Origin of the sequence: Gilliamella sp. CG35 (genome assembly GCF_046635745.1) — a bacterium.
Classification (GTDB): Bacteria; Pseudomonadota; Gammaproteobacteria; order Enterobacterales; family Orbaceae; genus Gilliamella; species Gilliamella apicola_I.
Genome location: NZ_JBIDFH010000019.1, coordinates 13523 through 38093, shown reverse-complemented (window position 1 = coordinate 38093; position 24571 = coordinate 13523). Strand labels below are relative to the sequence as shown.

The 24571-nt window shown below is 32.5% G+C and carries 23 protein-coding genes; 13 read left to right on the top strand and 10 right to left on the bottom strand.

Annotated elements, in window-relative coordinates; genetic code table 11:
• Positions 1 to 981: 981 nt before the first annotated feature.
• The 5 genes from ACGH4F_RS08960 to ACGH4F_RS08940 form a co-directional block, all read right to left on the bottom strand.
• Positions 982 to 1347, bottom strand: a complete 366-nt coding sequence (locus ACGH4F_RS08960; RefSeq protein ID WP_267350722.1) for a hypothetical protein — start codon at positions 1345 to 1347, stop codon at positions 982 to 984.
• Positions 1348 to 1770: 423 nt separating this feature from the next.
• Positions 1771 to 2175, bottom strand: coding sequence for a hypothetical protein (locus ACGH4F_RS08955; RefSeq protein WP_267350721.1), 405 nt, complete (start codon positions 2173 to 2175; stop codon positions 1771 to 1773).
• Positions 2176 to 3406: 1231 nt separating this feature from the next.
• Complete coding sequence (locus ACGH4F_RS08950) at positions 3407 to 3802, bottom strand: hypothetical protein (RefSeq protein ID WP_267350720.1); 396 nt, start codon at positions 3800 to 3802, stop codon at positions 3407 to 3409.
• A gap of 592 nt (positions 3803 to 4394) precedes the next feature.
• Entirely contained in the window at positions 4395 to 4691 is a 297-nt protein-coding gene (locus ACGH4F_RS08945) for a hypothetical protein (protein ID WP_267350718.1), read from the bottom strand.
• Between the two features lie 253 nt (positions 4692 to 4944).
• Positions 4945 to 5277 carry a hypothetical protein gene (locus ACGH4F_RS08940; protein ID WP_267350716.1) on the bottom strand — a complete coding sequence of 111 codons (333 nt, stop codon included), beginning with the start codon at positions 5275 to 5277 and terminating at the stop codon, positions 4945 to 4947.
• A gap of 352 nt (positions 5278 to 5629) precedes the next feature.
• Between ACGH4F_RS08940 and ACGH4F_RS08935 the strand changes: the two genes are divergently transcribed.
• Positions 5630 to 6010: a DUF5362 family protein gene (locus ACGH4F_RS08935; RefSeq protein WP_411590933.1), complete on the top strand. Its 381-nt coding sequence runs from the start codon at positions 5630 to 5632 to the stop codon at positions 6008 to 6010.
• 110 nt (positions 6011 to 6120) lie between these two features.
• On the opposite strand, the gene bamE is transcribed toward ACGH4F_RS08935, so the two are convergent.
• Complete coding sequence (gene bamE / locus ACGH4F_RS08930) at positions 6121 to 6537, bottom strand: outer membrane protein assembly factor BamE (protein WP_411590931.1); 417 nt, start codon at positions 6535 to 6537, stop codon at positions 6121 to 6123.
• A 197-nt stretch (positions 6538 to 6734) separates the two neighbouring features.
• Here bamE and ACGH4F_RS08925 point away from each other — a divergent pair, with 197 nt between their 5' ends.
• The 6 genes from ACGH4F_RS08925 (at position 6735) to ACGH4F_RS08900 (ending at position 15778) form a co-directional block, all read left to right on the top strand.
• Positions 6735 to 7346 carry an FKBP-type peptidyl-prolyl cis-trans isomerase gene (locus ACGH4F_RS08925; RefSeq protein ID WP_267350713.1) on the top strand — a complete coding sequence of 204 codons (612 nt, stop codon included), beginning with the start codon at positions 6735 to 6737 and terminating at the stop codon, positions 7344 to 7346.
• A 283-nt stretch (positions 7347 to 7629) separates the two neighbouring features.
• On the top strand, positions 7630 to 8451 hold the full coding sequence (dapB, locus tag ACGH4F_RS08920) for a 4-hydroxy-tetrahydrodipicolinate reductase (RefSeq protein WP_267350711.1): 822 nt from the start codon (positions 7630 to 7632) through the stop codon (positions 8449 to 8451).
• Between the two features lie 9 nt (positions 8452 to 8460).
• Positions 8461 to 8967 carry a tRNA adenosine(34) deaminase TadA gene (tadA, locus tag ACGH4F_RS08915; RefSeq protein WP_267359635.1) on the top strand — a complete coding sequence of 169 codons (507 nt, stop codon included), beginning with the start codon at positions 8461 to 8463 and terminating at the stop codon, positions 8965 to 8967.
• Positions 8968 to 9081: 114 nt separating this feature from the next.
• Positions 9082 to 9621 (top strand): hypoxanthine phosphoribosyltransferase, encoded by a 540-nt coding sequence (gene hpt / locus ACGH4F_RS08910; protein WP_267350709.1) that lies wholly within the window; start codon positions 9082 to 9084, stop codon positions 9619 to 9621.
• Positions 9622 to 10287: 666 nt separating this feature from the next.
• Positions 10288 to 11976: an autotransporter assembly complex protein TamA gene (locus tag ACGH4F_RS08905; RefSeq protein ID WP_411590929.1), complete on the top strand. Its 1689-nt coding sequence runs from the start codon at positions 10288 to 10290 to the stop codon at positions 11974 to 11976.
• A gap of 1 nt (position 11977) precedes the next feature.
• Positions 11978 to 15778 carry a translocation/assembly module TamB domain-containing protein gene (locus tag ACGH4F_RS08900; protein WP_411590927.1) on the top strand — a complete coding sequence of 1267 codons (3801 nt, stop codon included), beginning with the start codon at positions 11978 to 11980 and terminating at the stop codon, positions 15776 to 15778.
• Positions 15779 to 15830: 52 nt separating this feature from the next.
• Here ACGH4F_RS08900 and mnmD read toward each other — a convergent pair whose 3' ends face one another.
• Positions 15831 to 16541: a tRNA (5-methylaminomethyl-2-thiouridine)(34)-methyltransferase MnmD gene (gene mnmD, locus ACGH4F_RS08895; protein WP_411590925.1), complete on the bottom strand. Its 711-nt coding sequence runs from the start codon at positions 16539 to 16541 to the stop codon at positions 15831 to 15833.
• 89 nt (positions 16542 to 16630) lie between these two features.
• Here mnmD and ACGH4F_RS08890 point away from each other — a divergent pair, with 89 nt between their 5' ends.
• From ACGH4F_RS08890 to ACGH4F_RS08865, 6 genes are all read left to right on the top strand, one after another.
• On the top strand, positions 16631 to 17362 hold the full coding sequence (locus tag ACGH4F_RS08890) for a 1-acylglycerol-3-phosphate O-acyltransferase (RefSeq protein WP_267350703.1): 732 nt from the start codon (positions 16631 to 16633) through the stop codon (positions 17360 to 17362).
• Positions 17363 to 17371: 9 nt separating this feature from the next.
• Positions 17372 to 18136, top strand: a complete 765-nt coding sequence (locus tag ACGH4F_RS08885; RefSeq protein ID WP_411590936.1) for a methyltransferase domain-containing protein — start codon at positions 17372 to 17374, stop codon at positions 18134 to 18136.
• A 107-nt stretch (positions 18137 to 18243) separates the two neighbouring features.
• Entirely contained in the window at positions 18244 to 18504 is a 261-nt protein-coding gene (locus tag ACGH4F_RS08880; RefSeq protein ID WP_267350701.1) for a hypothetical protein, read from the top strand.
• Positions 18505 to 19551 carry an ADP-heptose--LPS heptosyltransferase RfaF gene (gene rfaF / locus ACGH4F_RS08875; RefSeq protein WP_411590923.1) on the top strand — a complete coding sequence of 349 codons (1047 nt, stop codon included), beginning with the start codon at positions 18505 to 18507 and terminating at the stop codon, positions 19549 to 19551.
• Positions 19552 to 19553: 2 nt separating this feature from the next.
• The gene (rfaC, locus tag ACGH4F_RS08870; protein WP_267350697.1) at positions 19554 to 20516 is read left to right on the top strand and encodes a lipopolysaccharide heptosyltransferase RfaC; all 963 of its coding nucleotides are present in this window, start codon (positions 19554 to 19556) and stop codon (positions 20514 to 20516) included.
• Positions 20517 to 20569: 53 nt separating this feature from the next.
• Positions 20570 to 20770, top strand: coding sequence for a YaeP family protein (locus tag ACGH4F_RS08865; RefSeq protein ID WP_411590922.1), 201 nt, complete (start codon positions 20570 to 20572; stop codon positions 20768 to 20770).
• Here the strand turns inward: ACGH4F_RS08865 and ACGH4F_RS08860 are convergent.
• The 3 genes from ACGH4F_RS08860 to trmA all read right to left on the bottom strand — a co-directional run bounded on the left by ACGH4F_RS08860 (position 20763) and on the right by trmA (position 24295).
• The gene (locus ACGH4F_RS08860) at positions 20763 to 22160 is read right to left on the bottom strand and encodes a heavy metal sensor histidine kinase (RefSeq protein WP_411590921.1); all 1398 of its coding nucleotides are present in this window, start codon (positions 22158 to 22160) and stop codon (positions 20763 to 20765) included. The genes ACGH4F_RS08865 and ACGH4F_RS08860 overlap by 8 nt on opposite strands.
• On the bottom strand, positions 22147 to 22833 hold the full coding sequence (locus ACGH4F_RS08855; RefSeq protein ID WP_065559449.1) for a heavy metal response regulator transcription factor: 687 nt from the start codon (positions 22831 to 22833) through the stop codon (positions 22147 to 22149). Before ACGH4F_RS08855 ends, ACGH4F_RS08860 begins: the two co-directional genes overlap by 14 nt.
• A 361-nt stretch (positions 22834 to 23194) precedes the next feature.
• Complete coding sequence (gene trmA / locus ACGH4F_RS08850) at positions 23195 to 24295, bottom strand: tRNA (uridine(54)-C5)-methyltransferase TrmA (protein WP_411590919.1); 1101 nt, start codon at positions 24293 to 24295, stop codon at positions 23195 to 23197.
• Positions 24296 to 24571: the final 276 nt, after the last annotated feature.

The following is a 24571-nucleotide window of genomic DNA, read 5'->3' as shown; positions in this document are numbered from 1 at the left end:
GACTATTTAAATTATTCCATGACGACTTTTACTTAAGTCAAGCAATAAAAACCCCAGTTAGATCGACAACTGGGGGGTGAATTAAATTAAAATTAAAATTTAATTTTTAAACATAATATAACTTTTTAAGAAAGACTATTAAGCATGTAAAGACATTACACAACTTCACTGTTTCATCAAACAATTCAAGACCTGAAATACCAGATAAATGGTCATTAAAGACTTGTTGACTTATTATCGTTACTGTTGCTTTAATGGGATTTCCATTAATACGAAGTACCAATAAGTACATCTCAGTTTCTTCGATTTCATAAATGAAGATGTCAATTCTTTCTGGCAAATTTAGACAAGGAATATATCCGAATTCGATTAATTTCTTGTCGTTGTTTGTTTTTTGATTCATAAATTTGTAATTAAAATTAATTATTAATTTAAATTCATTAAGGTATAGGTAAATTATACTTTTGTAGTAAATTAATTTTTTTAAAATTAATTCTATTTAATATTATATAGATAATCGACTTAAATCAATAAAAAGATTAAAAATTATGAATTGAATAAGTCTATAATATTGTTAGTCCAATTCATAATATTATTACTTTCTATAAATATAGATATATCTTTATTAAATATCATTTTATTTGTTTATATCATTATTTACTTTTTTGAAAGGTATTTTTAGGGATCGTTACTAACTACTTTCGATGGGTATATGGAATATTTTGTTTAATGTTCCTTTCTCAAACTCACCATGCTTTATATAATAAAAACCCCAGTTAGATAACTGGGGTTCTTTTGGATCAATAAAAAGTATTAAAAATAAATTAACACGATTTAGAAGCCAAATAAACTAAGGTAGCCATCATGATAATCAGAATCATCACTAGTAATAACGTAAAAGTGATTGCTCTGAAGCCATTTTTTGTTCGCAACATTGTTCAAATTCGTGTTTGAAATTTAAATCTCTTTTTGTAGATTCTTTTATAAATTCTTATTTTTTCTTTTAAAAGTATCTATAATTAATAACATACCTCTTTTCAATCCATTAAGTAAAGACGATAAAAACGGCTTTATCCCCTTTTTTTCTGAATTTGAAGAATTGACATGTACCACAAATCTACAAAAATAGAACTGATGAAAAATATTACATGCAATATTAAGATCCTTACAAAAAATCTCTTCATAAAGCTTTTTAGGCATTTCTAAAATAAGTGAATCTTCAACAATTTCATTTCCACGCATTAAAACTATGCGATAAATAGTAAGATCTGCATTTGCAAAAATTCCTAATGACATTTCACTTTGACTATCTAGGAGCAAATAGCCTTTAAAATCATAATGTTTCATTTTTTAATTTTTTAATTGATTTAAAATGTGTGTACCACACCTGGGAGTTAAAAGAAACTCAATAGTTATATTATACCGATAACAAAAATATTTCAATTTTTCTTAACTTATAATAAGATTTTTTGATAATAACACACAAATTCTAAATACATTTTCATTTGCAAATAATAACAATTAATCATAACCTTTAATTAACATCTATTAGCATTAAAACAAACTAGATTTGAAATATTCTTAAGTTACCTTAATATTGCTTTAGATCACATATTTACTCTTTAATTTATTCTAAGTATGACCTCAACAAGACTTTTGTTTTAATAATGTAATAAAAAAACCCCAGTTAAATAACTGAGGTTTATTTAGATCAATTAATTAAATTCAAGATGATCTTAAAAAACTTTTGACAGATAAAGGAAATTCTATCTAAAAAATATGAAGCCATTTACCTAACAAATAAAACAAAGCCATAACTAAAGCAATTATCAGCATAAATTCGAAATGTAAACGATCTCCCTTACTTAGTAAATATTTCTTAGATTTTGAATCAGTCCTAGCTATTGTTCGAACAATTACACTTGGTGATAATAAATCCTTGTCCACTTTACACATGTCAAAGACATGATACAAACGTTTTGATATGTCAGGATAATCAGCTATCAGTTCATCAAAACGCGCTGAAGTTAATTCAACTTCAGTTGTACCTTCAATTTTTTCGTCATTTCGCATTGCCACTAATTTGACCATCGAACGATCTGGATTCATCAATATTGCTATCGATATTCCATTTTCACTGTTTTCGGATAGAAATCCGTTAATTTTAAACATCATAATAAGATTTTAATTAATTAAATTTTGTGAATTACCTCACCAGTAGGTAGTATTTAATTCAATACTGTGAATTAAAGCAACCTGTTTTTATACTATACCGATAATCATAAATTTCAATATTTTTTTATCCCTAATGTATTTTAATCAATTCTACTATCATCATTATTTGTTCATCGAATAGTTTATTCAATACTTAATCACATCACATTTTAACTTGATTAATTTATCTTTCAGCCAAAACGTCATCAATGTTATTACGTTTGATGTTAGCGGGTTATCACCTCGATTTGATATTAAGTTATCAGAGGTTTTCAGTAATTAAATAGCTTTTTTATTGAAAGAGCAATGGTGTGAATTGCGTAAAATTTGTATATAAAATTCTGTTTTAAATCAAGTTTGTTTTAGATTAATTAGATACAATATGATTGGCAATTTTGATAATTTGATGTCAATGTCTACTTACATCAAACAATAAAACCCCAATCTAAATTAATAAATTGGGGTTAGATAAAATTAAACTAATTTAATTTTTTGAGTCTAGAAGATATTTCTGTATAGATGGCAATCTTAACAGAATTAGAAGGAAACAACTTAAATGTTTTAACAACCCTTGTATATCGATCATCATAATTATCGAAATTTTCTTTAAAAACTTGTTCACTTATAATAACCTTCGTTCTTTCAATGGGCTGTCTATCCTTACAAAGGATCAACGAGTATTGATTGTCTTCTTCAATTCGATTAACTGAGATTGTCACCGCTTGGAACATTGAACACGAAAGCATTCCGATTTCGCGAACTGTTCTTTTTGTACTTCTTCTTTTTTGCATGATTTAATTTTTTTTATTATTTAAAAATTTTAAAATCATTAAGGCATAGTTAAATTATACTTTTGTAGTCAGTTAATTTTAATAATTAACTTTTTTATATTATAGTGATAATCTACTTAAGTCAATAACATCCTTAAAAATTATCAATTAAGAAAGCTCATAAAGTTGATAACGAAAATCACAATATTCCTGCTTTCTACTAAATAAATATGTCTTTATTGAACATTATTTTCAATCGGTCGAATAATCATTCACTTTTTTTGAAAAGTATTTTTTTCGATTACGCTTAACTAGTTTGGATTGATATAAGTGACATTTTGTTAAATGTTTCTCACTTGAAATCATTCATGCTTACTATAATAAAAAACCCCAGTTGAATTACCGGGGTCTGTTTAGAACAATTAAAAGATATAAGAAAAAAATAGTCCCAATAACAAAATTATCAATAAAATCCAAATAACATTAAAAGCAATAATCGAGAACCTCACTATCAATCTTTTTAATTCAGCCCTTTTTTCCATTTTTCGGATAAGCTTATTAATTTCATCGATTTCTAATGTACAACCATAAGCTTTATAAGCTTTTAATAATCGTTTGTTTTTCCGACATACAGATAAAATAAATTTCTCATACTCTTCTTTAGTATAGTCGGCAAAAATGCTTTCACCTCTTTGCTCTGATTTCGAGCCTATTATGGCTATACGATAACAAGTAGAATTTATATCTGTATAAACTGCTACTGAGATTTCACCTGTACGACTTTCATATAAGAAGCCTTTAAATAGTAAATCATTCATTTCTTAAATTTTTATTTTTGTTTAATATGTGCACCTCACATGGGAGTTAACAAAACTCAGAATTTATATTATACCGATAATTCATATAATTCAAATTATTTATTTCTCAAAAACTGTTTTATGTAGACAGTAGGCAACGCTAACGCCACTGTCAGTTATAAAAATTATGGGAATGCTAATTTTGTTTAATAAATTAAAATAGAAGATTTGATAGAATTTGCCATTTTTTGTTTTGTTTATCTTGTAATGACTATTTATATAACTTCCATTAGTTTATTGATCGATACTTAATCATACCTTTATTTGGTTAATTTATCTTTCTGCCAAAACGTCATTAACATTAGTGCTGGTTTTGTTAGCTAGTTTATTAGCCCGATTTGATACTAAGTTATCAGAGGTTTTCAGTAAAAAAATAACTTTTTATTGAAAAGAGCAATGCTGTGAATTGCGTAAAACTTGTAGATAATTTTTAAGTTAAGTTAGTATTGGATTAAATAATAAAATATAATTGACAATTTAAATAATTTTTGATGATATTAAGCAACAAAACCCCAGTTACATAAATAACTGGGGGGTTGAATTAAATTAAAATTTAATTCGTTGTTAAACTTCCAAACACTAATTTGTCGAATCCAACCAACTTCATCGCATTATAAAACAGGATAGAAGAATCAAAATGACTTTGAAAATTCTGCCGATAAACTTGTTCAGTTATAATCGTTTCTGTTTGTTTAATGCGCATTCCATCGACATAAACACACAATTTGAAGTACACTCCTTTTTCGGAAGTTTTACCTCGAAAAACTAGAATTTGTAAGTTTTTAAAAATTGAACCAGGAATATTCCCGATTCTGAATTCATGAACATTGGTTTTGAACTTTTTTGCCATCGTTAAAAGTTTTTGAATTAAACTATGTTTTAAATTCATTAAGGCATAGGTAAATTATACTTTTGTAGTTAGTTAATTTTAAAAATTAACTGCTGATTATATTATATAGATAATCGAATTAAGTCAATATCATTTATAAAAATAACTAATTTAAGAAAGCCTGTAATATTTAAGCATAATCTTATTAGAACTATCATTCTGATTATACAATAAAAAACCCCAGTTATTAATAACTGGGGTTCATTGGATGAAATCATGAATTATAAGGACGAATATCAAATTTTGCGTGCTTATTCAATCTACAAATTTGGGCAGTTTTAGTAAAAACATATCCAGATTCGTCGTCGTCACAATTACTGGTAATTTCATTATAAGTCTCTTCGCTAATTGAGACTTGCGTTCCAGGAATTGGTAAACCATAATACTCAGCTAATAATCCATAACACTCACAATTAGTCTCAGGATCTCGATAGCCTAGTACTTTGATTTCGAGACCTGACAGACATGATCCTGCGACACATCCTAGGTCTTTTAACTTAAAATTTTTAAGTTCGTTTTTCATAATAAAAATTTTTTTTAATTGCATAGTAACGCTATGTTCGTATCATTTCAAAACTAAAGAAATGACGATTTATATTATAACGATAACCTACAAAAGGTCAATACTAATCACTCACTTTAACGCATAAATTTTTTATAGTAACTTTAAACACTATTTATTGTGATTATTTAAATACTCTTTATATATAAAAGTATTTTCCCTAATTTTGCCTCTCAAAACATAAAGATTAAAATGTAAAAATCTTAAATATTATCGCAATTATGAATAGTAATTAAACCTTGTAATTTATGATGAAAAACGGCTAGACATCTATGATAAAACTGATATTCTATGCTCCTTTTTAAATACAAACTATAAATAAAGAAAGTGGAAAGAAATGAATACAACTGAAAATAAGATAATATCATTTAGTATGAACCAATTGTTATTTAAACAATTAAGATTTGTGGGAACGATGCAGCAAATTTTTGGGGTTTTAGGAATCATTAGTGGCTCTTTAACTTGTTTAGGTATTATTACAGCAATAGTAGGTGTTCCGTTAATTATAGCTGGGGTCAAACTGTTTCAATCGGGAAAAGGATTTAATCAAACAGCGACTCTTGGACGAGAAGAAGATATTATTTATGCTATTCAAAATTTACATGGTTATTGGAAATTCAACCTTATTGTTTTTATCTGTTCTATTGTAATGATGGTTATTTACTTTATATTTATCTTTTTATACATTTTTAGTGTAATGAATAATCAATATCATTAACAATGAGTTATCGTTCCTAAATTTAGGCTTTAAATATAAAAGATAACAATAAAAACCTCGTTAATTAATGAGGTTTTTATTTTTTGGGAAAAACAACTTTGGAATGAGTTTTATTCTATATCTTCGTTGTTGTCAGAAATTACATCGATAGGATCAGAAATGATTTGTTTATTCATTTCTTGTAGTGTTTTGGAACCATCAAGCGTTGAGTTTTTAATGTCAGTCACTATGTCCATTTCGTTAAAATAAATAGAATAAGTAATTTGGCTTATACCATTATGTTGTGGTTGTTGACGAAAAACATAATACCAAACGTTATCACCAAATACCGACGTTAACATAGGTGAACCCATTATAAAAATAATCTGATCTTTTGTTTGACCAACTTTCAATAAATCAATTGCATCTTGTGTTACATAATTACCTTGATTGATATCAGGTCTATATACCCAACGGTCTACCACTGAACAACCAGTTAATAATATACTAGCCACAATTGCAAGCGAGGTAAATTTACGAAACTGCATTTAACTTAATCCATATTGAAATTATAATAAAGTGTATTATCGCTGATATTTGCACTAAGTGCTAGCCAAATTAATAAATTCTTTATGCATTTTATAAAAAAAGCGTTATTCTATTTTATTAATTAATATTTATTCTGTTGATCACAAACTTAATGGGTCTCGAATACTGTTTATAAACGACAAACAAAAGGTAAAAAATGAAATTAGAAACCATAGATCAAAAAGCGAGTTATGCTATTGGATTACAAATTGGACAACAATTAAAGGAGTCAGGTTTGAATGGTCTAGATCTTGATGCATTAAAATTAGCTATGCAAGACGTTCTAGCAAATAATCAACCTGTTCTACCATTACAAGAACTGCATGATGCGCTTCGTCATATGCATGAAAAAGCCACTCAAGAGAAAGCAAAACAAGCTGAAAAAATTGCTCAAGCAGGTAAAGATTTTTTAGCAGAAAATATTAAAAAAGATGGGATTAAATCAACTGAATCCGGCTTGCAATATGAAGTCATTACCGAAGGTACAGGTTCCTTACCTAAATCAACAGACCGTGTTCAAGTTCATTATACGGGACAATTAATTGATGGTACGATTTTTGACAGTTCTGTACAACGTGGACAACCAGCTGAGTTTCCTGTTAATGGCGTTATTCAAGGTTGGGTTGAAGCTTTACAGCTAATGCCTGAAGGTTCAAAATGGAGATTGTATATTCCTCAAGAACTTGCTTATGGAGCACAAGGTGCAGGAGGCTCAATTCCACCCTACAGTACATTAATTTTTGATGTCGAATTATTGAAAGTTTTATAAATCTAATGGACGCATTTAAGCGTCCTTTTTTTATAATCTTACTATAAGCTCTAAATAACCTGCCAATAACAATAATGTTTAAAAGTTAACGACGATTAAAATATAAATCAGCACCAATAATACCATCCTTTCCGATGTACCAAGAACAACAGATAAAATTGTTCATTTAAAGAATTACGATACATCACTTATATTACAGCATTTTAATTTTGCACGGTGTATAAGTCTTTTGTTTTCCGATATAATATTCGATAATATTTTGAAAATAGGTAAGGAAAATTTTATGTCAACTAACCTCATCCGTATCGCTATTGCTGGCGCAGGTGGAAAAATGGGACGTCAATTAATTCAATCTGTTGCACAAATCGAAGGAGTAACTTTAGGTGCGGCATTTGAAAGACAAGGTTCTTCCCTCATTGGAAGCGATGCAGGTGAACTTGCTGGAATAGGCATTTGTGGTGTCACTATTACGGATAATTTAGAACTCGCCAAAGATCAATTTGATTTGTTAATTGATTTTACCCGACCTGAAGGTACGCTTGCCCATTTGAATTTTTGTGTTGAACATAAAAAAATGATGATTATAGGAACCACTGGTTTTGATTCTACAGGTAAGCAAGCCATAACGGATGCGGCAAAAAATATCGCTATTGTTTTTGCTGCCAATTTTAGTGTAGGTGTAAATTTGGTACTTAAATTACTTGAAAAAGCGGCAAAAATCATGGGAGATTATACAGATATTGAAATTATTGAGGCTCATCATCGTTATAAAGTCGATGCCCCATCGGGTACTGCACTTGCGATGGGTGAATCGATAGCTGAAGCTTTAAAATTCAATTTGAACGATCGTGCGATTTATTGTCGTGAAGGTCATACCGGTGAAAGACCAAAAGGAGCAATTGGTTTTTCAACTATCCGAGCGGGTGATATTGTTGGCGAACATACGGCAATTTTTGCCGATATTGGCGAACGTGTGGAAATTAGTCATAAGGCGTCTAGTCGGATGACATTTGCAAATGGCGCCGTCCGTGCTGCATTATGGCTTGCAAAACAGCCTGTCGGACTTTATGACATGCGAGACGTATTAAATTTGAATAATCTATAAATAATTGCAATGTCAGATGAATATTGGATGCAATATGCATTAACGCTTGCCAAACGTGCTGAATCCTTAGGTGAAATTCCGGTAGGAGCGGTAATTATCGATGAAAACAGTCAAGTCATTGGCGAAGGTTTTAACCAATCAATACTTACCCATAATCCAACTGCTCACGCTGAAATGCTTGCTATCGAGCAAGCGGGTAAGTGTATCAATAATTACCGTTTAATTAATACGACCCTTTTTGTCACACTTGAACCGTGTATGATGTGTGCTGGTGCCATTATACATAGTCGAATAAAACGAGTAGTATTTGGAGCAAGCGATTATAAAACAGGGGCTGCCGGCTCGTTTATTAATATTCTAGCTTATCAAGGCATTAATCACATTGCACAAGTGCAAGGTGGCGTATTAGCTGATGAGTGCAGCTTGCTACTCAGTCAATTTTTCAAAAAACGTCGCTTAGAAAAAAGAGCAGCCAAGATCGATGCTAACAAGATGATAGATAAGAACATACTATGAATAGTATAGGGTTATCAAATGTTATGCTAAGCAGATTAAAATAAGCTTTGTTATTCTTTTTATCTATGAAAATTGTTAGAATCTAATTTAAATTTTATTTTTTGAGTATTAGTAATGAAGAAACACACTTTAGAAATGATGATATCAACGGATGATATTCAAAAACGTATCAAAGAACTAGGGCAACAAATTAGTCAAGATTATAAACACAGCCAAAATGAACTTATTTTAGTCGGTCTGCTACGTGGTTCATTTATTTTTATGGCGGATTTAAGCCGTGCTATTACTGTCGGGCATGAAGTTGATTTTATGACCGCATCAAGTTATGGTAATGCCGTTGTCAGTAATCGAGATGTCAAAATATTGAAAGATTTGGATGAAGATATTCGTGATAAAGATGTGCTAATTGTTGAAGATATTATTGATACTGGTAATACGTTAAGTAAAGTCATGGCAATTTTAAAATTACGTCATCCTCGTAGTATCGAAATTTGTACGCTTTTAGATAAGCCATCACGTCGGGAAGTGGCTGTACCAGTAAAATACATTGGTTTTTCAATTCCTGATGAATTTGTCGTTGGTTATGGAATTGATTATGCTCAACATTATCGCCATTTACCTTATATCGGTCAGGTTACACTGCTAGAAGCCTAAATAAATGTTGGTCGAAAATTTAGTCATTAATAGAATAAATCTGTGATACGACTTAATTAAAAGCCCTTAGTATTAAACTGAACAAATGTTAATAAATCGTAGTTTGCATAATCATTTAAAGTTATAGTACTGCGTTATAGCGCAATCAATAACCTTTTTAAAATTTCTGAAACAAAAAAGGATCGATGTCTATCAATCGATCCTATATCAAAACAGCTAAGTATATTTTTTACATTTTAATAATGTTAACTTAAGGTATCTGCATAAATTAAGTAAATATACCATTAATTAGTCCCTACTTTGCTTCATTGATATTATACATTAATGAAATAGTAGAAATCTTAGTCCCACTTCAGAATAAACTAAATGCTTATAGTAATTTATAATATTTTATTTGCTTATAAAAGGTTTTTCCCAAAGATCAAGGGGTTACCTTTACAATCTTAAACTTAAAATGTTAAAACTCAATATTAATAAATTAGACATTGATCCTTACAAAAGATGATATCAAAACTGATTTAGTTAGCTTATCATAGACGATGAAATATTAAATATGTTAAATTTACGTTCATGATTAGCCCAGAAATTAACAATTGATCGTTTTTTAACTTAAACTTCTTCGAGGTCTTTGTGTCACAATTTTCCTATAGGTTTTGTTTACTTTTAATGTTTACAATCATATCAACATCAAGCTATGCTGATATGAAGTTATCGATTAAAGGTTTATCGGGTGAACTTGCTGACAATGTCGATGCTCGTGTTTCATTAATTACCCCAGATAAAGTCGATAACACGCCTAATTTTAAACGGTATTTTGAAAGCGAGGTTAAAAAAGCGCTCCGAGCTTTGGGTTATTACGCTCCTGTGTTTCAATATAACACTCAAAATCCAAGAGTATTAGCGGTAACGATTTCAGCTGGTGAACCGATTAAAATTGAACAATTAAATGTGATTATTGAAGGTGAAGGCCAGCATGATAATGATTACCAACATTTACTCGAAAAAAACCTACCTAAAACGGGTGATATTTTAAATCATGGCATTTATGAGTCTTTCAAGAAAAGTTTGAAAAATCTCGCGTTAGAAAAAGGCTATTTTGATGCCAATATGACGCAACACCAATTAGCGGTGTCCATGGATCATCATCAAGCTTTTTGGAATATCGATTTTAATACTGGGCAGCGCTATAAATTCAGTCAAGTTAAATTTTCTAATACCAAAATTAGAGATGATTATCTTAAAAATATTATACCGTTTAAAGAAGGTGAACCTTATAGTGCCGAAAAACTTTCCATTCTTAATCGTCGATTAACTTCTACAAATTGGTTTAGTTCAATTGTTGTTGTTCCTGATTTTCCAAATGTTACAGCAGACAAATCACTACCAATCAATGTTGTCACCTCTCCCCGAAAAAAAAATAGCATGGATTTAGGGCTTGGATACTCAACCGACAATGGCGTATATGGCAAAATAACTTGGAATAAACCGTGGATTAACAGTCGTGGACAAAGTTTACAAAGTAATTTATCACTTTCTTCACCCGAACAATCCATTACAATGAGCTATAAAATCCCATTAAAAAAATCTCCCCTTGAACAATACTACACTGTTCAAGGTGGTTATAAAAAAATTGACAATAACGATACTAAATCACGTTCCTATACCTTTGGTGTGGTTCGATATTGGGACAATTTTGAAGGATGGCAAAGCGCGCTAGGTTTAAATCTTTTACATGATGATTTTACGCAAGGTGACTCAAGTTTTAATACCCTTTTATACTACCCTTCTATTAGTCTTTCACGAATTCGTAGCGATGGCAATCTTATGCCAATGTGGGGAGATTCACAACGCTATTCTGTTGAGGCAGCTACAAATTCTTTAGGATCCGATCTCAATCTTATTCGCTTTCAAACGCAACAAACTTGGATTCGATCCTTATTTGATAGTCATCGATTTATTTTTCGGGGTAATTTTGGCATAATTCAGGCAAATAATTTTGATCGTGTTCCGCCTTCATTTCGATTCTTTGCAGGGGGTGACCGTAGTATACGAGGTTATAGTTACCAATCTATTTCGCCTAAGGATAAAAATGGTAAATTAAAAGGTGCGTCAAAGCTCATCACTGGTTCAGTTGAATACCAATTTAATTTAACCGGTGCTTGGTGGGGTGCTGTTTTTATTGATTCAGGTGAAGCAATTGATAAAGTCGATAAAACTAAATTTTATACAGGAAGTGGTATTGGTGTACGTTGGGCTTCTCCGGTTGGACCAATAAAATTCGATTTAGCAACTCCGTTAACGCGAAGAGACTCTGGTTCAGTTCACCTATATATTGGTTTAGGATCCGAATTATAATATGGCTAAAAATCCCATTAGAGAAAAAAAATTAAAAAAAATAAAAAGAATACGAAAATGGAAAAAGCGTAGTATTGTAGTATTATCTATTTTCGTGTTTTTGGTCGTGTTTATTATCTTACTGCTTTATACCAGTTTAGGCGTTAAGTTGACCACTTATGTCTTAGGTAAAGCCCTACCCGAATTGAAAATTGAACAAGTGGAAGGGACATTAAGCGATTTACAGGTAAATGGTCTTTCATTGCAACTACCGGGTATTGATGTTCAGGTTGATAATGCATCGTTAAAATTATCTGGGTTATGTTTGCTTGAAACTAAAATCTGTATCGAACAGTTTGAATCAAAGGGTATTAAAGTAAAACTGAACACCGATCAGATTATTACCGACCCCAATAAGCCAATACCTGATAAACGGGTTGTTTTGAAAACCCCATTACCAATCGAACTGAAAACGGCACATGTATCAGATGTGAAAGTTGATATTGATGATATGCAATTTGGTCTGTCTGATTTTATGGGTAAGGCGACTTGGGTAAACGAAAAAATTTATGTATTTCCTGCTGAGGCTCAGGATTTAAGTGCTATTTTTGCTGATCACCCACAAGTAAAATCAACAACAGATTCAGTTCAGAATGATTTGCCTCTTAATGAAAAGATAAATCAATTATTCAATCAGCCGTTAATCGAATCATTACCCCAAGTTACTATTCCTCTCGATATCAATGTCGGACGCTTAACGGGTAACAATTGGCTTTTACATATTGGCGGTGAAGATTATCGATTTAACAATGTGACTATTCAAACTAATATCATCGATAATCATATTATCGTTCAACAGGTGAATACAGATGCGACAACTCCTTATGCTAATGGACATGCTTTTGTTTCAGGAGATATTACATTAGGCAATGATTGGCCTATTTTGGCATTTATTCAATTAAAAACAGCCAGTAATCAATTACATAGCCAATTTTCAGGTAAATTGTTAGGTGAATTGACGACAAATACGGTACTTGAAGGACTTAATTCAGCAAAAATTAATGCAAAAATCAATTTTATCGAAAAATATTTACCGGTGATGACCGACTTAAAGGGTAAACACATTCAATGGCCAATTGAAGGACAAGCGCAATATCAAGTTAATAATTTTAATCTTTCAATAGGGGGTAACGTCCAACAGTATGACTTATCCGCTAAAGGTAAATTTAAAGGTGACGATCTGCCCGATACGTCGTTTGATGTTATAGGCAAGGGAACGAATCAATCAGCCATATTCGATCATGGAATAGTGAAACTACCACAAGGGGAAATCAATGTTTCAGGTAATCTTGACTGGCAAAAAGCCTTACACTGGGATGCAAAAGTTAAATTAACTGATGTTGATACCAGCAAAGATTTACCAAACTATCCTATACGATTAAATGGTCAACTTAAAACCAATGGTCAGTTAGAAGGTGATAAATGGCAATTGAATCTTCCCGAAATCCAATTAAAAGGTAATATTAATCACGCTGATTTTTCAACTAATGGCAGTATTCAAATTAACTCTCATCAATCAATCAGTGCGAATAATTTTGTTATGGATTGGGGAAAAAATCATATCAATATCAATGGCGCTTCAGATAAAGAAAATTTGAGTGCTAAGTTAGAGTTATCCTCTTTATCATTATTGGCTGATGACTTAAAGGGTTCAATTGTCGGCACGTTGAAAATGAATGGTAGCTTTAATGAACCAAACGTGGATACCGATATCAATATTCACCAATTAAGTTTGATGAGTATGTCAATATCATCAGCCCAACTTTCCGGAAAAATAGAATATAAAAAACAAATTAGTGGACATTTAAAACTCATAGGACACGATATAGAACTTCCTAATCAAAGCATAAAAAATGCCAATATTGAGCTTAAAGGTAATGAAAGTCATCATGTTTTAGATATCAATCTTACAGGAACACCAGCCTCATTTACAACATCACTCAATGGAAAATTAGATCCTGATCGAACAAAATGGACGGGGGATTTATCCCACGCTGTGTTAAATTTAGGTGATAAAAATCATTGGCAATTGGTTAAAACATTACCTTTATCTTATGATGTTACTCATCAAGTGCCCACTATAGGCACGCATTGTTGGTCAAACCAAGGGTCAAGTATTTGTTTAGATCAAGCACTATCTCCAACAGCTAACAGTAATACAAGTATCACGTTAAAAGATATTGATCTGGCAAAACTTCCTATTCCAAACGATGGTGAAACAAAACTAGCTGGCTTGATAAATGGTAAAGCTTATATAAAATTTAATGCAAATAGTGAAATGCCGAATATCAAGGCCAATATCAAAGGGAATGAAGTTTATATTCAACAGATGATCACATCCCAATCATTATCTATTCCATTTGAAATATTTACTATTAATGCTGAATTTAATCAACAACAAGCAAAGTTTGATTGGTTATTTAGCTTAAAACAATTAGGTAAAATGAGCGGTGATTTAACTATTATCGATCCCACTCAACAAAAGAAATTAAATGGAAAATTAAACATTGATCATCTTGCCTTAGCAATAATCAATCCCTTATTAGATAAAGATGATTTTGCTAAAGGCTCGATAAATGGCAACGTTAATTTTTCCGGGTCTTTAATGGATCCTTATTTAACAGGTAATATTGATTTAAAACACAGTGAAATAAAATCCAGTCAATTACCAATTGATTTGAAATCAGCAAAGGTAGATCTTAATTTCAATGGTAAATCCTCCAACTTAAAAGGAGTTTTAACCACCAAGTCTGGTAATATTGATATTAACGGTCACGCCAATTGGGATACATTTGATAAATGGCAAGCGGATCTTTCTGTCACGGGTGCAGCAATGGAAGTTACCGTACCTCCAATGGTTGTGTTAAGTATTATCCCCAATATTAGAATTGATGCGACCCAAGATGAGATAATTCTTTCCGGAAAAGTCAGTATCCCTAAAGGTAAGATTACCGTCGAATCGTTACCGGCATCCAGTGTTGATGTATCGCCTGACGAAGTTATGTTAGATAAAAATTATCAAGTAATCGAAAAACAAAAACTTGGCATAAAAATCAGTAGCCATATTGAAATTGATATTGGTGAACATGTGACTGTCGATGCTTTTGGGTTAAACGCATCACTGAAAGGCAATCTCCTTGCAGCACAAACCAACAAAGGCTTAGATCTGCATGGGCAAGTTTTGATTCCAACAGGAAGATTTCACGCTTATGGTCAAGATTTAGTTATCCGTAAAGGTATTATCACTTTTTCGGGCCCTACTGACCAAGCTAAGTTAGATATTGAAGCTATTCGTAATCCAGACTCAATTGATAACAGTAGTATTACAGCGGGTATTCGTGTAACAGGATCTTCGGAAGAGCCCAAAATTGAAATATTTTCAGATCCTGCTATGTCCCAGCAAGAAGCATTATCTTATCTAATACGAGGTCAAGGACTTGAAAGCACCGATCAAAGTGATAATGATATGATGACCGCCCTACTCGTTGGAATCGGTACGGCAAAAACAGGTAAATATATTGGTGATATTGGTAATGTCTTTGGAATAAAAAATCTTTCTTTAGACACGCAAGGAGCCGGTAATAACTCTAAAGTGGTTGTTAGTGGGTATATTTTGCCTAACTTACAACTGAAATATGGAGTAGGTATTTTTGATTCACTGGCGACATTTACTTTACGATACCGATTGATGCCAAGACTCTATTTAGAAGCAACATCTGGACTTGCACAAACGTTAGATTTTATCTACCAATTTGAATTTTAATCACTTATTAGGAAAATTGAGTTAGCCTTATCAATTATTTGGTTAAGGCTAGCTAATTTTTACTGCCGATTAACATTTCTCTTTTCAACCCAAAACCTTTTTGTTTTATCACATTGAATCCTGCATTGATTAAGTTTCGCCGAACAAATCCAGCCGCACTAAAAGTCGCAAACGTTCCCTTTTGTGACGTATATTCAAAACAGCTTTTAAATAAGGATTCTGACCACATGTCAGGATTTTTAGCGGGTGAAAATCCATCAAAGAACCAAGCATCAATCAACCCATTTTGTTTAGCCAAAAATTCCGGAAAATATTGAATGTCATCATAAAGTATATCTAAACTGACCTTGTCTAAATGACAGGTGTTATCCGTTAAATAGGCATATAACTGCTTGGCTAATAGTTGAAGTTGGCGTTCATCTTCTATGGCGGTTTGATGCATCTTCATCATTTCTGTCACTGATAACGGATATTTTTCAATACTGATAAATTTAAGCTGCTGAAGTTGATGGTTGGGATATTCTTTTTTAAAAGCTAAAAACGTTTGCCAGGCTATGAGAAAACTTAACCCCGAACCAAAACCCGTTTCACCAATAATAAAAATATCTTTATCATGTTGGATAAAACGTTGCTGTAGATGATTGCCTTCAATAAAAACATATTTTGTTTCAGCAACTGCACCTTGTGTGTTGAAATAGATATCATCAAAATAGACAGACACTGGGGCTTGGTTTTCGTTCCAAATAATAGTTGATTTTTGCATGACGCCTCTTTACTCAGTTATCGTTGATCAAACTGTATATTGGCACAGTTTACGTATATAATACGCTAAATCAATTTATGAGGTAAATTATGGTTTTTCTTTTCCGCTTAATTACAGTTGTGTTAATAGGTATTGTAGTTTGTGTACTGGGCATTATATTTTGCCTATTCAACCCTCGGAATCCCAAAAACGTAGCCAGATTTGCACATTTATTTAGTTTTTTCTTTAAACCTATTTTGGGCGTTAAAGTTGATACTCGTCTCTATCCTGAGATTAGTAAAATAGGCAGTTGTGTTTATATCGCTAATCATCAAAACAACTTTGATATGGTTGTTGCCGCAGACGTTGTCCAACCGAAAACCGTGACTGTCGGAAAAAAAAGTTTAGCGTGGATTCCTTTTTTTGGGCAATTATACTATCTGACCGGTAATATTTTAATTGATCGTAATAATAAATCAAAAGCCCACGATACCATTGGACAAGTTGTTAAAGAAATTAAAACACGTGGCATATCGATTTGGATGTTTCCTGAAGGAACACGAAGTCGAGGACGTGGATTATTACCGTTTAAAACAGGCGCATTTAAAGCAGCAATTGCGGCAGGTGTTCCTATTGTGCCTATTTGCGTCTCTGATACCAATAACATTCAATTAAATCGTTTAAATAACGGTCATATGATTGTTGAAATGTTGGATCCTATTGACACCAAATCGTTACGTAAAGAAGACGCCAGAACATTAATGGAACAATGTTATCAACAAATGACTGAAAAATTAATTGAAATCAACAATGAAGTTAAGCAACTAAACAGTAAAAAATAATTAATGAATATGCAAGACCGTAATTTTGATGATATCAGTCATAAGTTTGCACAAAATATTTATGGCACAAGTAAAGGAAAAATTCGTGAAGCCATTGTCTGGCAGGAATTAGAAAATATATTAGCCACATTTCCAACAACCAAACCGTTGAAAATTCTTGATGCAGGTGGTGGACAAGGACAAATGGCTTGCCGATTGGCAAAATTAGGACATCATGTCACATTATGTGATATTTCTATGCAAATGCTAGAACTGGCACAAAAAAATGCCCAAGCAGAAAAGTTAAATATCAATTGTCATTGTTGTGCTATTCAAGATATTGATCATATCATTAATGAACAATATGATATGGTGATTTGTCATGCAGTATTAGAGTGGGTTGCCGATCCGATCAGTGTTCTTGAGTCATTAAAAAAACACCTCAAACCCGAAGGTTATTTATCCTTGATGTTCTATAATTATCATGCACTTCTTTTTAAAACGGTGACACTTGGTAATTTTGGTTATACTCAATCAGGGCTTGCAAAACGTAAGAAAAAAACATTATCACCCGATTTTCCTCGAATACCAGATGATGTCTATCAATGGTTAACCACGCTAGATTTTCATATTATTAAAAAAACGGGAATTCGTCTATTTCATGATTACATGAATAATAAAGAAAAAATAAATAGTCATTTTGATCAGTTATTGGCACTTGAAAAGCAGTACTGCCAAGCAGAACCGTATCTAAGTCTTGCTCGATATATTTTAGTTACTGCAAAAAATGGTTAACACTTTTCATCATACTGATACTAAGCTTGAAATAGTTAAACTTCACTCGAAAATATTGGCTTAACTCGGTATGATAAACAGCGTAATTCAATTAATTAAGGAAAATAATGATAATCATCATAACTGATGGTATTGTCTCTATTGAAAGTAATATTGTTAATAGTCTGAATAATCAAAAAATTAAAGATGTTTTAGACGTTGATAATTTAACTGATGAGACAAAATTTGCCAATTTACTTGATTTAAATATGGCTGATTTTATTGATAAAGATGACTTTACTACGGCTATCGTTGCCGATCAGCAATTAGACATTAAAGCAATATTTCATCACAATGTTTGTTCATCAACGATTATAAAAGGACATTAAATGAGAACACTAATTATTGGTCCTTCATGGGTTGGCGATATGATGATGTCGCAAAGTTTATATCGAACGTTAAAACAACTTCATCCTAATATTGAAATTGATGTTATGGCACCAGCATGGTGCCAAGCACTATTGAATAAAATGCCAGAAGTGAATCGAGCTATTGAGATGCCAATTGGTCATGGTAAATTCGGTTTAACCCAACGCTATCGACTCGGCAAATCACTCCGTCATCATCATTACGACCAAGCGATAATTTTACCTAATTCGTTTAAATCAGCTTTAATCCCTTTTTTTGCAAGGATTCATCAGCAAACAGGTTGGAAAGGTGAAATGCGTTATGGACTGATTAACGATCTTCGTAAACTTAATAAACAAGCCTTTCCATTAATGGTTCAACGTTATGTTGCCCTTGCCTACCCTAAGGATCAGATCCACACAGCAGAGCAAATACCACAACCCATACTTTGGCCTAAACTTGAAGTTTGTCAAACAGACATCAATGGCACGCTTAACACGTTTAAGATCAATGATAATTTGCCGTTAATTGGTTTTTGTCCTGGTGCTGAATTTGGTCCAGCAAAACGTTGGCCGGATTATCATTATGCCGCTCTTGGTGATATGCTTGTAAAGCAACATGCCAAAATTGTTATTTTTGGTTCTGATAATGATCGACAAGTTGGCGAAAAAATTATTGAACAAATGACACAAGGCGATCAGTGTATTAATCTTGCCGGTAAAACAAAATTGGATCAAGCGGTTAATTTAATTGCGGCTTGTAAAGCAATTGTGACTAATGATTCAGGATTGATGCATGTCGCCGCAGCTTTGGATCGCCCTTTGGTTGCGCTTTATGGCCCAAGTAGTCCAGACTTTACCCCACCCCTTTCTGATAAAGCTGAAGTTATTCGCTTAATATCAGGGTATCATAAAGTCCGTAAAGGCGATGCAGAACAAGGCTATCATCAAAGTTTGATTGATATAAAACCTGAAACTGTGTTTGAAACTTTAATGAAGCTTATTGCTCGTTGTGAAAAGAGTCATTAATTATGCGTGTACTTATTGTTAAAACATCTTCAATGGGTGATGTACTTCATACTTTACCCGCGTTAACTGATGCTGCCCGTCATTTACCTAATATGACTTTTGATTGGGTGGTTGAAGAAAATTTTGCGCAAATACCAACATGGCATTTTGCGGTAGATAAAGTGATCCCTGTGGCCATTCGGCGCTGGCGTAAAAACTGGTTCGGTAAATCTATTCGTCAAGAGCGTCACCAATTTATTCAATCACTACTTGAACGGGAATATGACTGTATTATTGATGCGCAAGGATTAATAAAAAGTGCTTTTTTTATCACACGTAAAGCAAGAGGCATTAAGCACGGTTTAGATCGTCATAGCATAAGAGAACCGATTGCCAGTTGGTTTTATGATGTTAAACATTCTGTTCCAAAATCAATGCATGCCATTGAACGAGTACGACAACTCTTTGCAAAAAGTCTTGGGTACGACCTATCTGGTGACATGGGTGACTATGCAATTGCAAGTCATTTTTTATCAGAATTACCGTCTGACCATGGACAATATTTGATATTTTTACATGCCACTACCAGATATGAAAAACATTGGACAGAAGACGCTTGGCGTCAATTAATACAATTGATAGCGCCAACCGGTTTAAAAATTAAATTACCTTGGGGAACGGCGAATGAAATGCAAAGCGCTCAACGCTTAGCACAAGGATTTAATCATGTCGAAGTGCTACCAAAATTGTCTCTTTCTCAAGTGGCGACTGAACTTGCTGGGGCTAAAGCTGTGGTTTCAGTCGATACAGGATTAAGTCATTTAACTGCGGCACTCGATCGCCCAAACATAACTTTATTTGGTCAAACCGATCCGAAATTAATAGGCGGTTATGGTAAAAATCAATTTAGTCTTGTCTCTCCAGATCAAAAAATGCAAACTATCTCAGCAACGAAGGTATATGAGCAATTAGCCCGTTTTTTGTAAAACAGGATAGAATTGAAATAACGTTATTGAAAAAGATTAAAGGAATCGAACTAATGAATAAATATTGTGAGCTCATTCGGGAAAAATATGCTCAAATCGGCAGTAATGAATTAGGCTATGTTGAAGATGCTTTAGGAGCCGTTATGTTGGTTTTAAATGAAGTTACAGCTGATAAACAAGTACCTACTGAACTTAGAGAGAAAGCTGCTTATGCAGCAGCTAACTTATTAATGAGTGACTATGACATTAAATAGCCGTTGGTAAATTGATAATAAAACGTGTCGATTTATCATCTGATTCTACATAAATTGATCCCTTATGGGTTTCAATAATGGATTTAACAATGGCTAGCCCAATACCTGCGCCGGAATTGTCATTACGATGGCGTGATTCATCGACACGATAGAATCGGTCAAAAAGATGTGGTAAATGTTTTTTATCAATTTTTTTGCCCGGATTAGAGATAATAATCTTAACCCGTTTTTCACTCATTTGACTTAACGTGATAGTTATGACCTCGTTATTCGGTGTATAACGAATCGCATTAGACAAAATATTACCAATTGCACGCCCTAACATCATTTTATCACCTTGTATGTGAGAACAGTGACCGTCGAGTTGGAAAGTAATATTTTTTTCATCGGTGAGAGGCTCAAAATAATCACACATCATCATAACCATGTTAGTAAGATCAATGTCAATCAAATTAGGCACAAGCTGGCGATTGTCTGCCTGCGCCAAAAATAACATATCAGAAATCATTTGTGACATTTTTTCATATTCTTCTAAATTAGAATATAAAATTTCACGGTACTCATTTGTCGTACGAGCGTTATTGAGTACAATTTGCGTTTGCGTGGTAAGATTAGTAATTGGTGTACGCATTTCATGTGCAATATCGGCAGTAAAATTATGCTGACGAGTAAAAACATCTTCCATACGATTAAGCATGTTATTAAATGCTCTGACCAAGCTTACATATTTAACCGGTACTGACGAGGTTGGAATACGATAATTTAAATTATTTAAACTAATTCTTTCAATCTTCTTGATTAAGCGATTGATTGGTTTTTGAGTATAGTAAATACTGATGAATGAACCGATTAATGCTAACACACAAGAAATAATAATTAGCAGACCTAATCCGTTTCTTAATCGATTAATAAATTCAAGTTGCACATCACGACGAACGGCAACAATCGTAGTGAATCGTTTACCGTCTTCCCCTATCACCCTTGATGCCGCAATCCGATAAGATGATTTATCTATCGTCTCAATAGAAGTACTGTCATTTTCAATAATCCGTTCTAACTCTTGTGATTTTAGTGCTATCGCTAAGTTGGGGCCTCGAGTGCGATAGACTATTTTCCCCATATCATCAATGATATAAACAAATAAGTGATGATGCCCGGTGAGAATTAGCAATAAATTTTGGATAAATTCATCACGATTATCATTCGGAGAATAATAAGTTAGTTCTCTTTCTATAGAGGTAATAACCGAATTTAATTCGGTCACATTTTGTCTGATTGAAAATTTTTCAAAAGACCGCTCGATCAAATAACTGAAACAATAAAGTAGTCCACATGTTATCAGACAAACAATAATGGGTAACCGAACGGAAATTAATTTACTCTGTTTCATCTAATACATCTATTTTATAACCCATTCCACGCACAGTATGAATAAGTTTAGGTTCGAATCCTGCATCTATTTTGTTACGTAACCGTCTTATGGCTACATCAATCACATTAGTATCGCTATCAAAATTCATATCCCAAACTTGTGAAGCAATTAACGATCGCGGTAACACTTCACCCGGATAACGTAAGAAGTATTCAAGTAATAAAAACTCTTTATTGGTGAGATCGATACGTTTATCTGAACGCGTCACTGTTCGCTTTGGCAAATCCATGACTAAATCAGCAATACTTAATTGATAATTGTTTACTTGCGGCACATTTCGTCTTAATAACGATTTAACTCTCGCTAATAATTCAGCGAATGAAAAAGGCTTCACTAAATAATCGTCGGCACCTAAATTTAATCCTTTAACTTTATCTTCAACACTTCCCATTGCTGTCAGCAATATAATTTGGGTGTCTTTACCCGCTTCACGCAATGACTGAACAATTTTCCAACCAACAATATCCGGTAACATTACATCCAGGATAATTAAATCATAATCTTCTGTCATTGCCCGATGATAGCCATCTAAACCATTTTTGGTTAGGTCAACAATAAAGCCTGATTCAATTAATCCTTGACGAAGGTATTCACCTGTTTTCTGTTCATCTTCAACAACTAACAATTTCATTTTAAATATTTCCTTTGCCAAAGTATCAGGTTATCTAACTTACATAATACTGTTCCTATGATATATGAAAAGTTCAAAAACATTCATGATATTTCCATGACTATTTTGTAATCTACTTGTCATTAATCCGTTTGAATGTGTTTGTTATAGTATCCACACAATGATTCATGAGGCTAGACATTATTGTTTCATTGTTTTATTTCCTTTCATCCATTCCTTGCAATTTAATGCAGCCCTAGTTTATCTAGGGTTTTTTTTTGCTTATAAATCACGATAAGCTCGAATTAATCTCTGAAACAATAAATGATTGACTTTAAAATCTCGGCATTCTAACAAAAATAACTGAATCTGAATATCAAATTCAGTTATTTTTATGCAAAACTACGCCTGTTTCGATGTGTTCTGTATAAGGAAACTGATCAAACAGAGCAAAATGTTTAATCGAGTGCGTTTCTGTCAGTTGCTGTAAATTTTCACACAATGTATGAGGGTTACAAGAAATATAAATAATGGTTTTATAACTTTTTAAATTATTTAATGTTTCTATGTCTAATCCTGCACGAGGAGGATCAACAAGTACCGTATCACACTGATAGTCATCTAAATTAATGCCTTTCAATCGATTAAATTCTCGTTCTTTTCTTATAGCTGACGTAAACTCTTCAGCCGATAATCGAGCAATAATCAGATTATTAATATGATTGACCGCAATATTATGTTGTGCCGAATAGACCGAAGCTTTGGCAATTTCAGTGGCTAATACCTTTCGGAAATTTCGAGCCAACGCAATTGAAAAATTACCATTTCCACAATAAAACTCTAGCAGGTCACCGGATAAACCTTGGGTGACCGAAGTAGCCCACTCAAGCATTTTAATATTGACGGCTGCATTAGGCTGCGTAAAACTATTTTCAACTTGCCGATAAATCAAATTGTTACCCATAACCGGTAAAACTTCATCAACATAATCAACATCAATAACAATTTTTTGATTACTTGCTCGACCGATAATATGGCAGTTAACACCTTGTTCGGCTAACTGTTGCTTTAATTTTTCAGCTTCTACCCGCCATTCATCGGATAATTTTTTATGATATAAAAGTGTAATAAGCAGTTCACCACTTAATGTCGAAAAATAATCGATTTGAAAAAGCATATGGCGAAGCAAATAATTAGGTTTTAAAAGTGGAATAATTTTTTGCATAGCATCATTAACAAGTGCTGTTGCAATCGGGAAATTTTCTACTTTTATTCGCTTTTTTGTATTTTTATCGTACATGATATGATAAAGGTCATCTTTATCATGCCATATTCTAAATTCTGCACGCATACGATAATGACTGATTGGAGACGAATAAACGGTTAAATCAGGTAGTGAAAAATGTGATAAAAGCGCTTTTAAATTCGTGACTTTATTTTCAAGCTGTTGTTGATATTTTTCGTTAGAGAAACATTCTGCCATTTTAATTATCAGATTATTAAAAAGTGGTTATAAAAAATTAGTCAATTTGATTTAATGCTATAGACTAAACAGAGATATAAAAATTGATTTTCGCTTAGTATATCACAATAGATTTTAGCCCCATTGTTTTATCTATGTTATCATAAACCACTATCAATGGTAAGCCTGATACCACCCAACGTTAACTTTAAGTCACTTGCCATCAAATTTGCATCATGAAATTCAATTTATGCAGTTGGTCAGAATTGACGTTTTTTTCTAAATGAATATTACATT

What these genes read in the sequence shown, in the direction of transcription:
- ACGH4F_RS08960 (WP_267350722.1), bottom strand. Translation starts at nt 1,347, where the DNA reads ATGAAACATTATGATTTTAAAGGCTATTTGCTCCTAGATAGTCAAAGT.
- ACGH4F_RS08955 (WP_267350721.1), bottom strand. Translation starts at nt 2,175, where the DNA reads ATGATGTTTAAAATTAACGGATTTCTATCCGAAAACAGTGAAAATGGA.
- ACGH4F_RS08950 (WP_267350720.1), bottom strand. Translation starts at nt 3,802, where the DNA reads ATGAATGATTTACTATTTAAAGGCTTCTTATATGAAAGTCGTACAGGT.
- ACGH4F_RS08945 (WP_267350718.1), bottom strand. Translation starts at nt 4,691, where the DNA reads ATGGCAAAAAAGTTCAAAACCAATGTTCATGAATTCAGAATCGGGAAT.
- ACGH4F_RS08940 (WP_267350716.1), bottom strand. Translation starts at nt 5,277, where the DNA reads ATGCAATTAAAAAAAATTTTTATTATGAAAAACGAACTTAAAAATTTT.
- ACGH4F_RS08935 (WP_411590933.1), top strand. Translation starts at nt 5,630, where the DNA reads ATGAATACAACTGAAAATAAGATAATATCATTTAGTATGAACCAATTG.
- bamE (WP_411590931.1), bottom strand. Translation starts at nt 6,537, where the DNA reads ATGCAGTTTCGTAAATTTACCTCGCTTGCAATTGTGGCTAGTATATTA.
- ACGH4F_RS08925 (WP_267350713.1), top strand. Translation starts at nt 6,735, where the DNA reads ATGAAATTAGAAACCATAGATCAAAAAGCGAGTTATGCTATTGGATTA.
- dapB (WP_267350711.1), top strand. Translation starts at nt 7,630, where the DNA reads ATGTCAACTAACCTCATCCGTATCGCTATTGCTGGCGCAGGTGGAAAA.
- tadA (WP_267359635.1), top strand. Translation starts at nt 8,461, where the DNA reads ATGTCAGATGAATATTGGATGCAATATGCATTAACGCTTGCCAAACGT.
- hpt (WP_267350709.1), top strand. Translation starts at nt 9,082, where the DNA reads ATGAAGAAACACACTTTAGAAATGATGATATCAACGGATGATATTCAA.
- ACGH4F_RS08905 (WP_411590929.1), top strand. Translation starts at nt 10,288, where the DNA reads ATGTTTACAATCATATCAACATCAAGCTATGCTGATATGAAGTTATCG.
- ACGH4F_RS08900 (WP_411590927.1), top strand. Translation starts at nt 11,978, where the DNA reads ATGGCTAAAAATCCCATTAGAGAAAAAAAATTAAAAAAAATAAAAAGA.
- mnmD (WP_411590925.1), bottom strand. Translation starts at nt 16,541, where the DNA reads ATGCAAAAATCAACTATTATTTGGAACGAAAACCAAGCCCCAGTGTCT.
- ACGH4F_RS08890 (WP_267350703.1), top strand. Translation starts at nt 16,631, where the DNA reads ATGGTTTTTCTTTTCCGCTTAATTACAGTTGTGTTAATAGGTATTGTA.
- ACGH4F_RS08885 (WP_411590936.1), top strand. Translation starts at nt 17,372, where the DNA reads ATGCAAGACCGTAATTTTGATGATATCAGTCATAAGTTTGCACAAAAT.
- ACGH4F_RS08880 (WP_267350701.1), top strand. Translation starts at nt 18,244, where the DNA reads ATGATAATCATCATAACTGATGGTATTGTCTCTATTGAAAGTAATATT.
- rfaF (WP_411590923.1), top strand. Translation starts at nt 18,505, where the DNA reads ATGAGAACACTAATTATTGGTCCTTCATGGGTTGGCGATATGATGATG.
- rfaC (WP_267350697.1), top strand. Translation starts at nt 19,554, where the DNA reads ATGCGTGTACTTATTGTTAAAACATCTTCAATGGGTGATGTACTTCAT.
- ACGH4F_RS08865 (WP_411590922.1), top strand. Translation starts at nt 20,570, where the DNA reads ATGAATAAATATTGTGAGCTCATTCGGGAAAAATATGCTCAAATCGGC.
- ACGH4F_RS08860 (WP_411590921.1), bottom strand. Translation starts at nt 22,160, where the DNA reads ATGAAACAGAGTAAATTAATTTCCGTTCGGTTACCCATTATTGTTTGT.
- ACGH4F_RS08855 (WP_065559449.1), bottom strand. Translation starts at nt 22,833, where the DNA reads ATGAAATTGTTAGTTGTTGAAGATGAACAGAAAACAGGTGAATACCTT.
- trmA (WP_411590919.1), bottom strand. Translation starts at nt 24,295, where the DNA reads ATGGCAGAATGTTTCTCTAACGAAAAATATCAACAACAGCTTGAAAAT.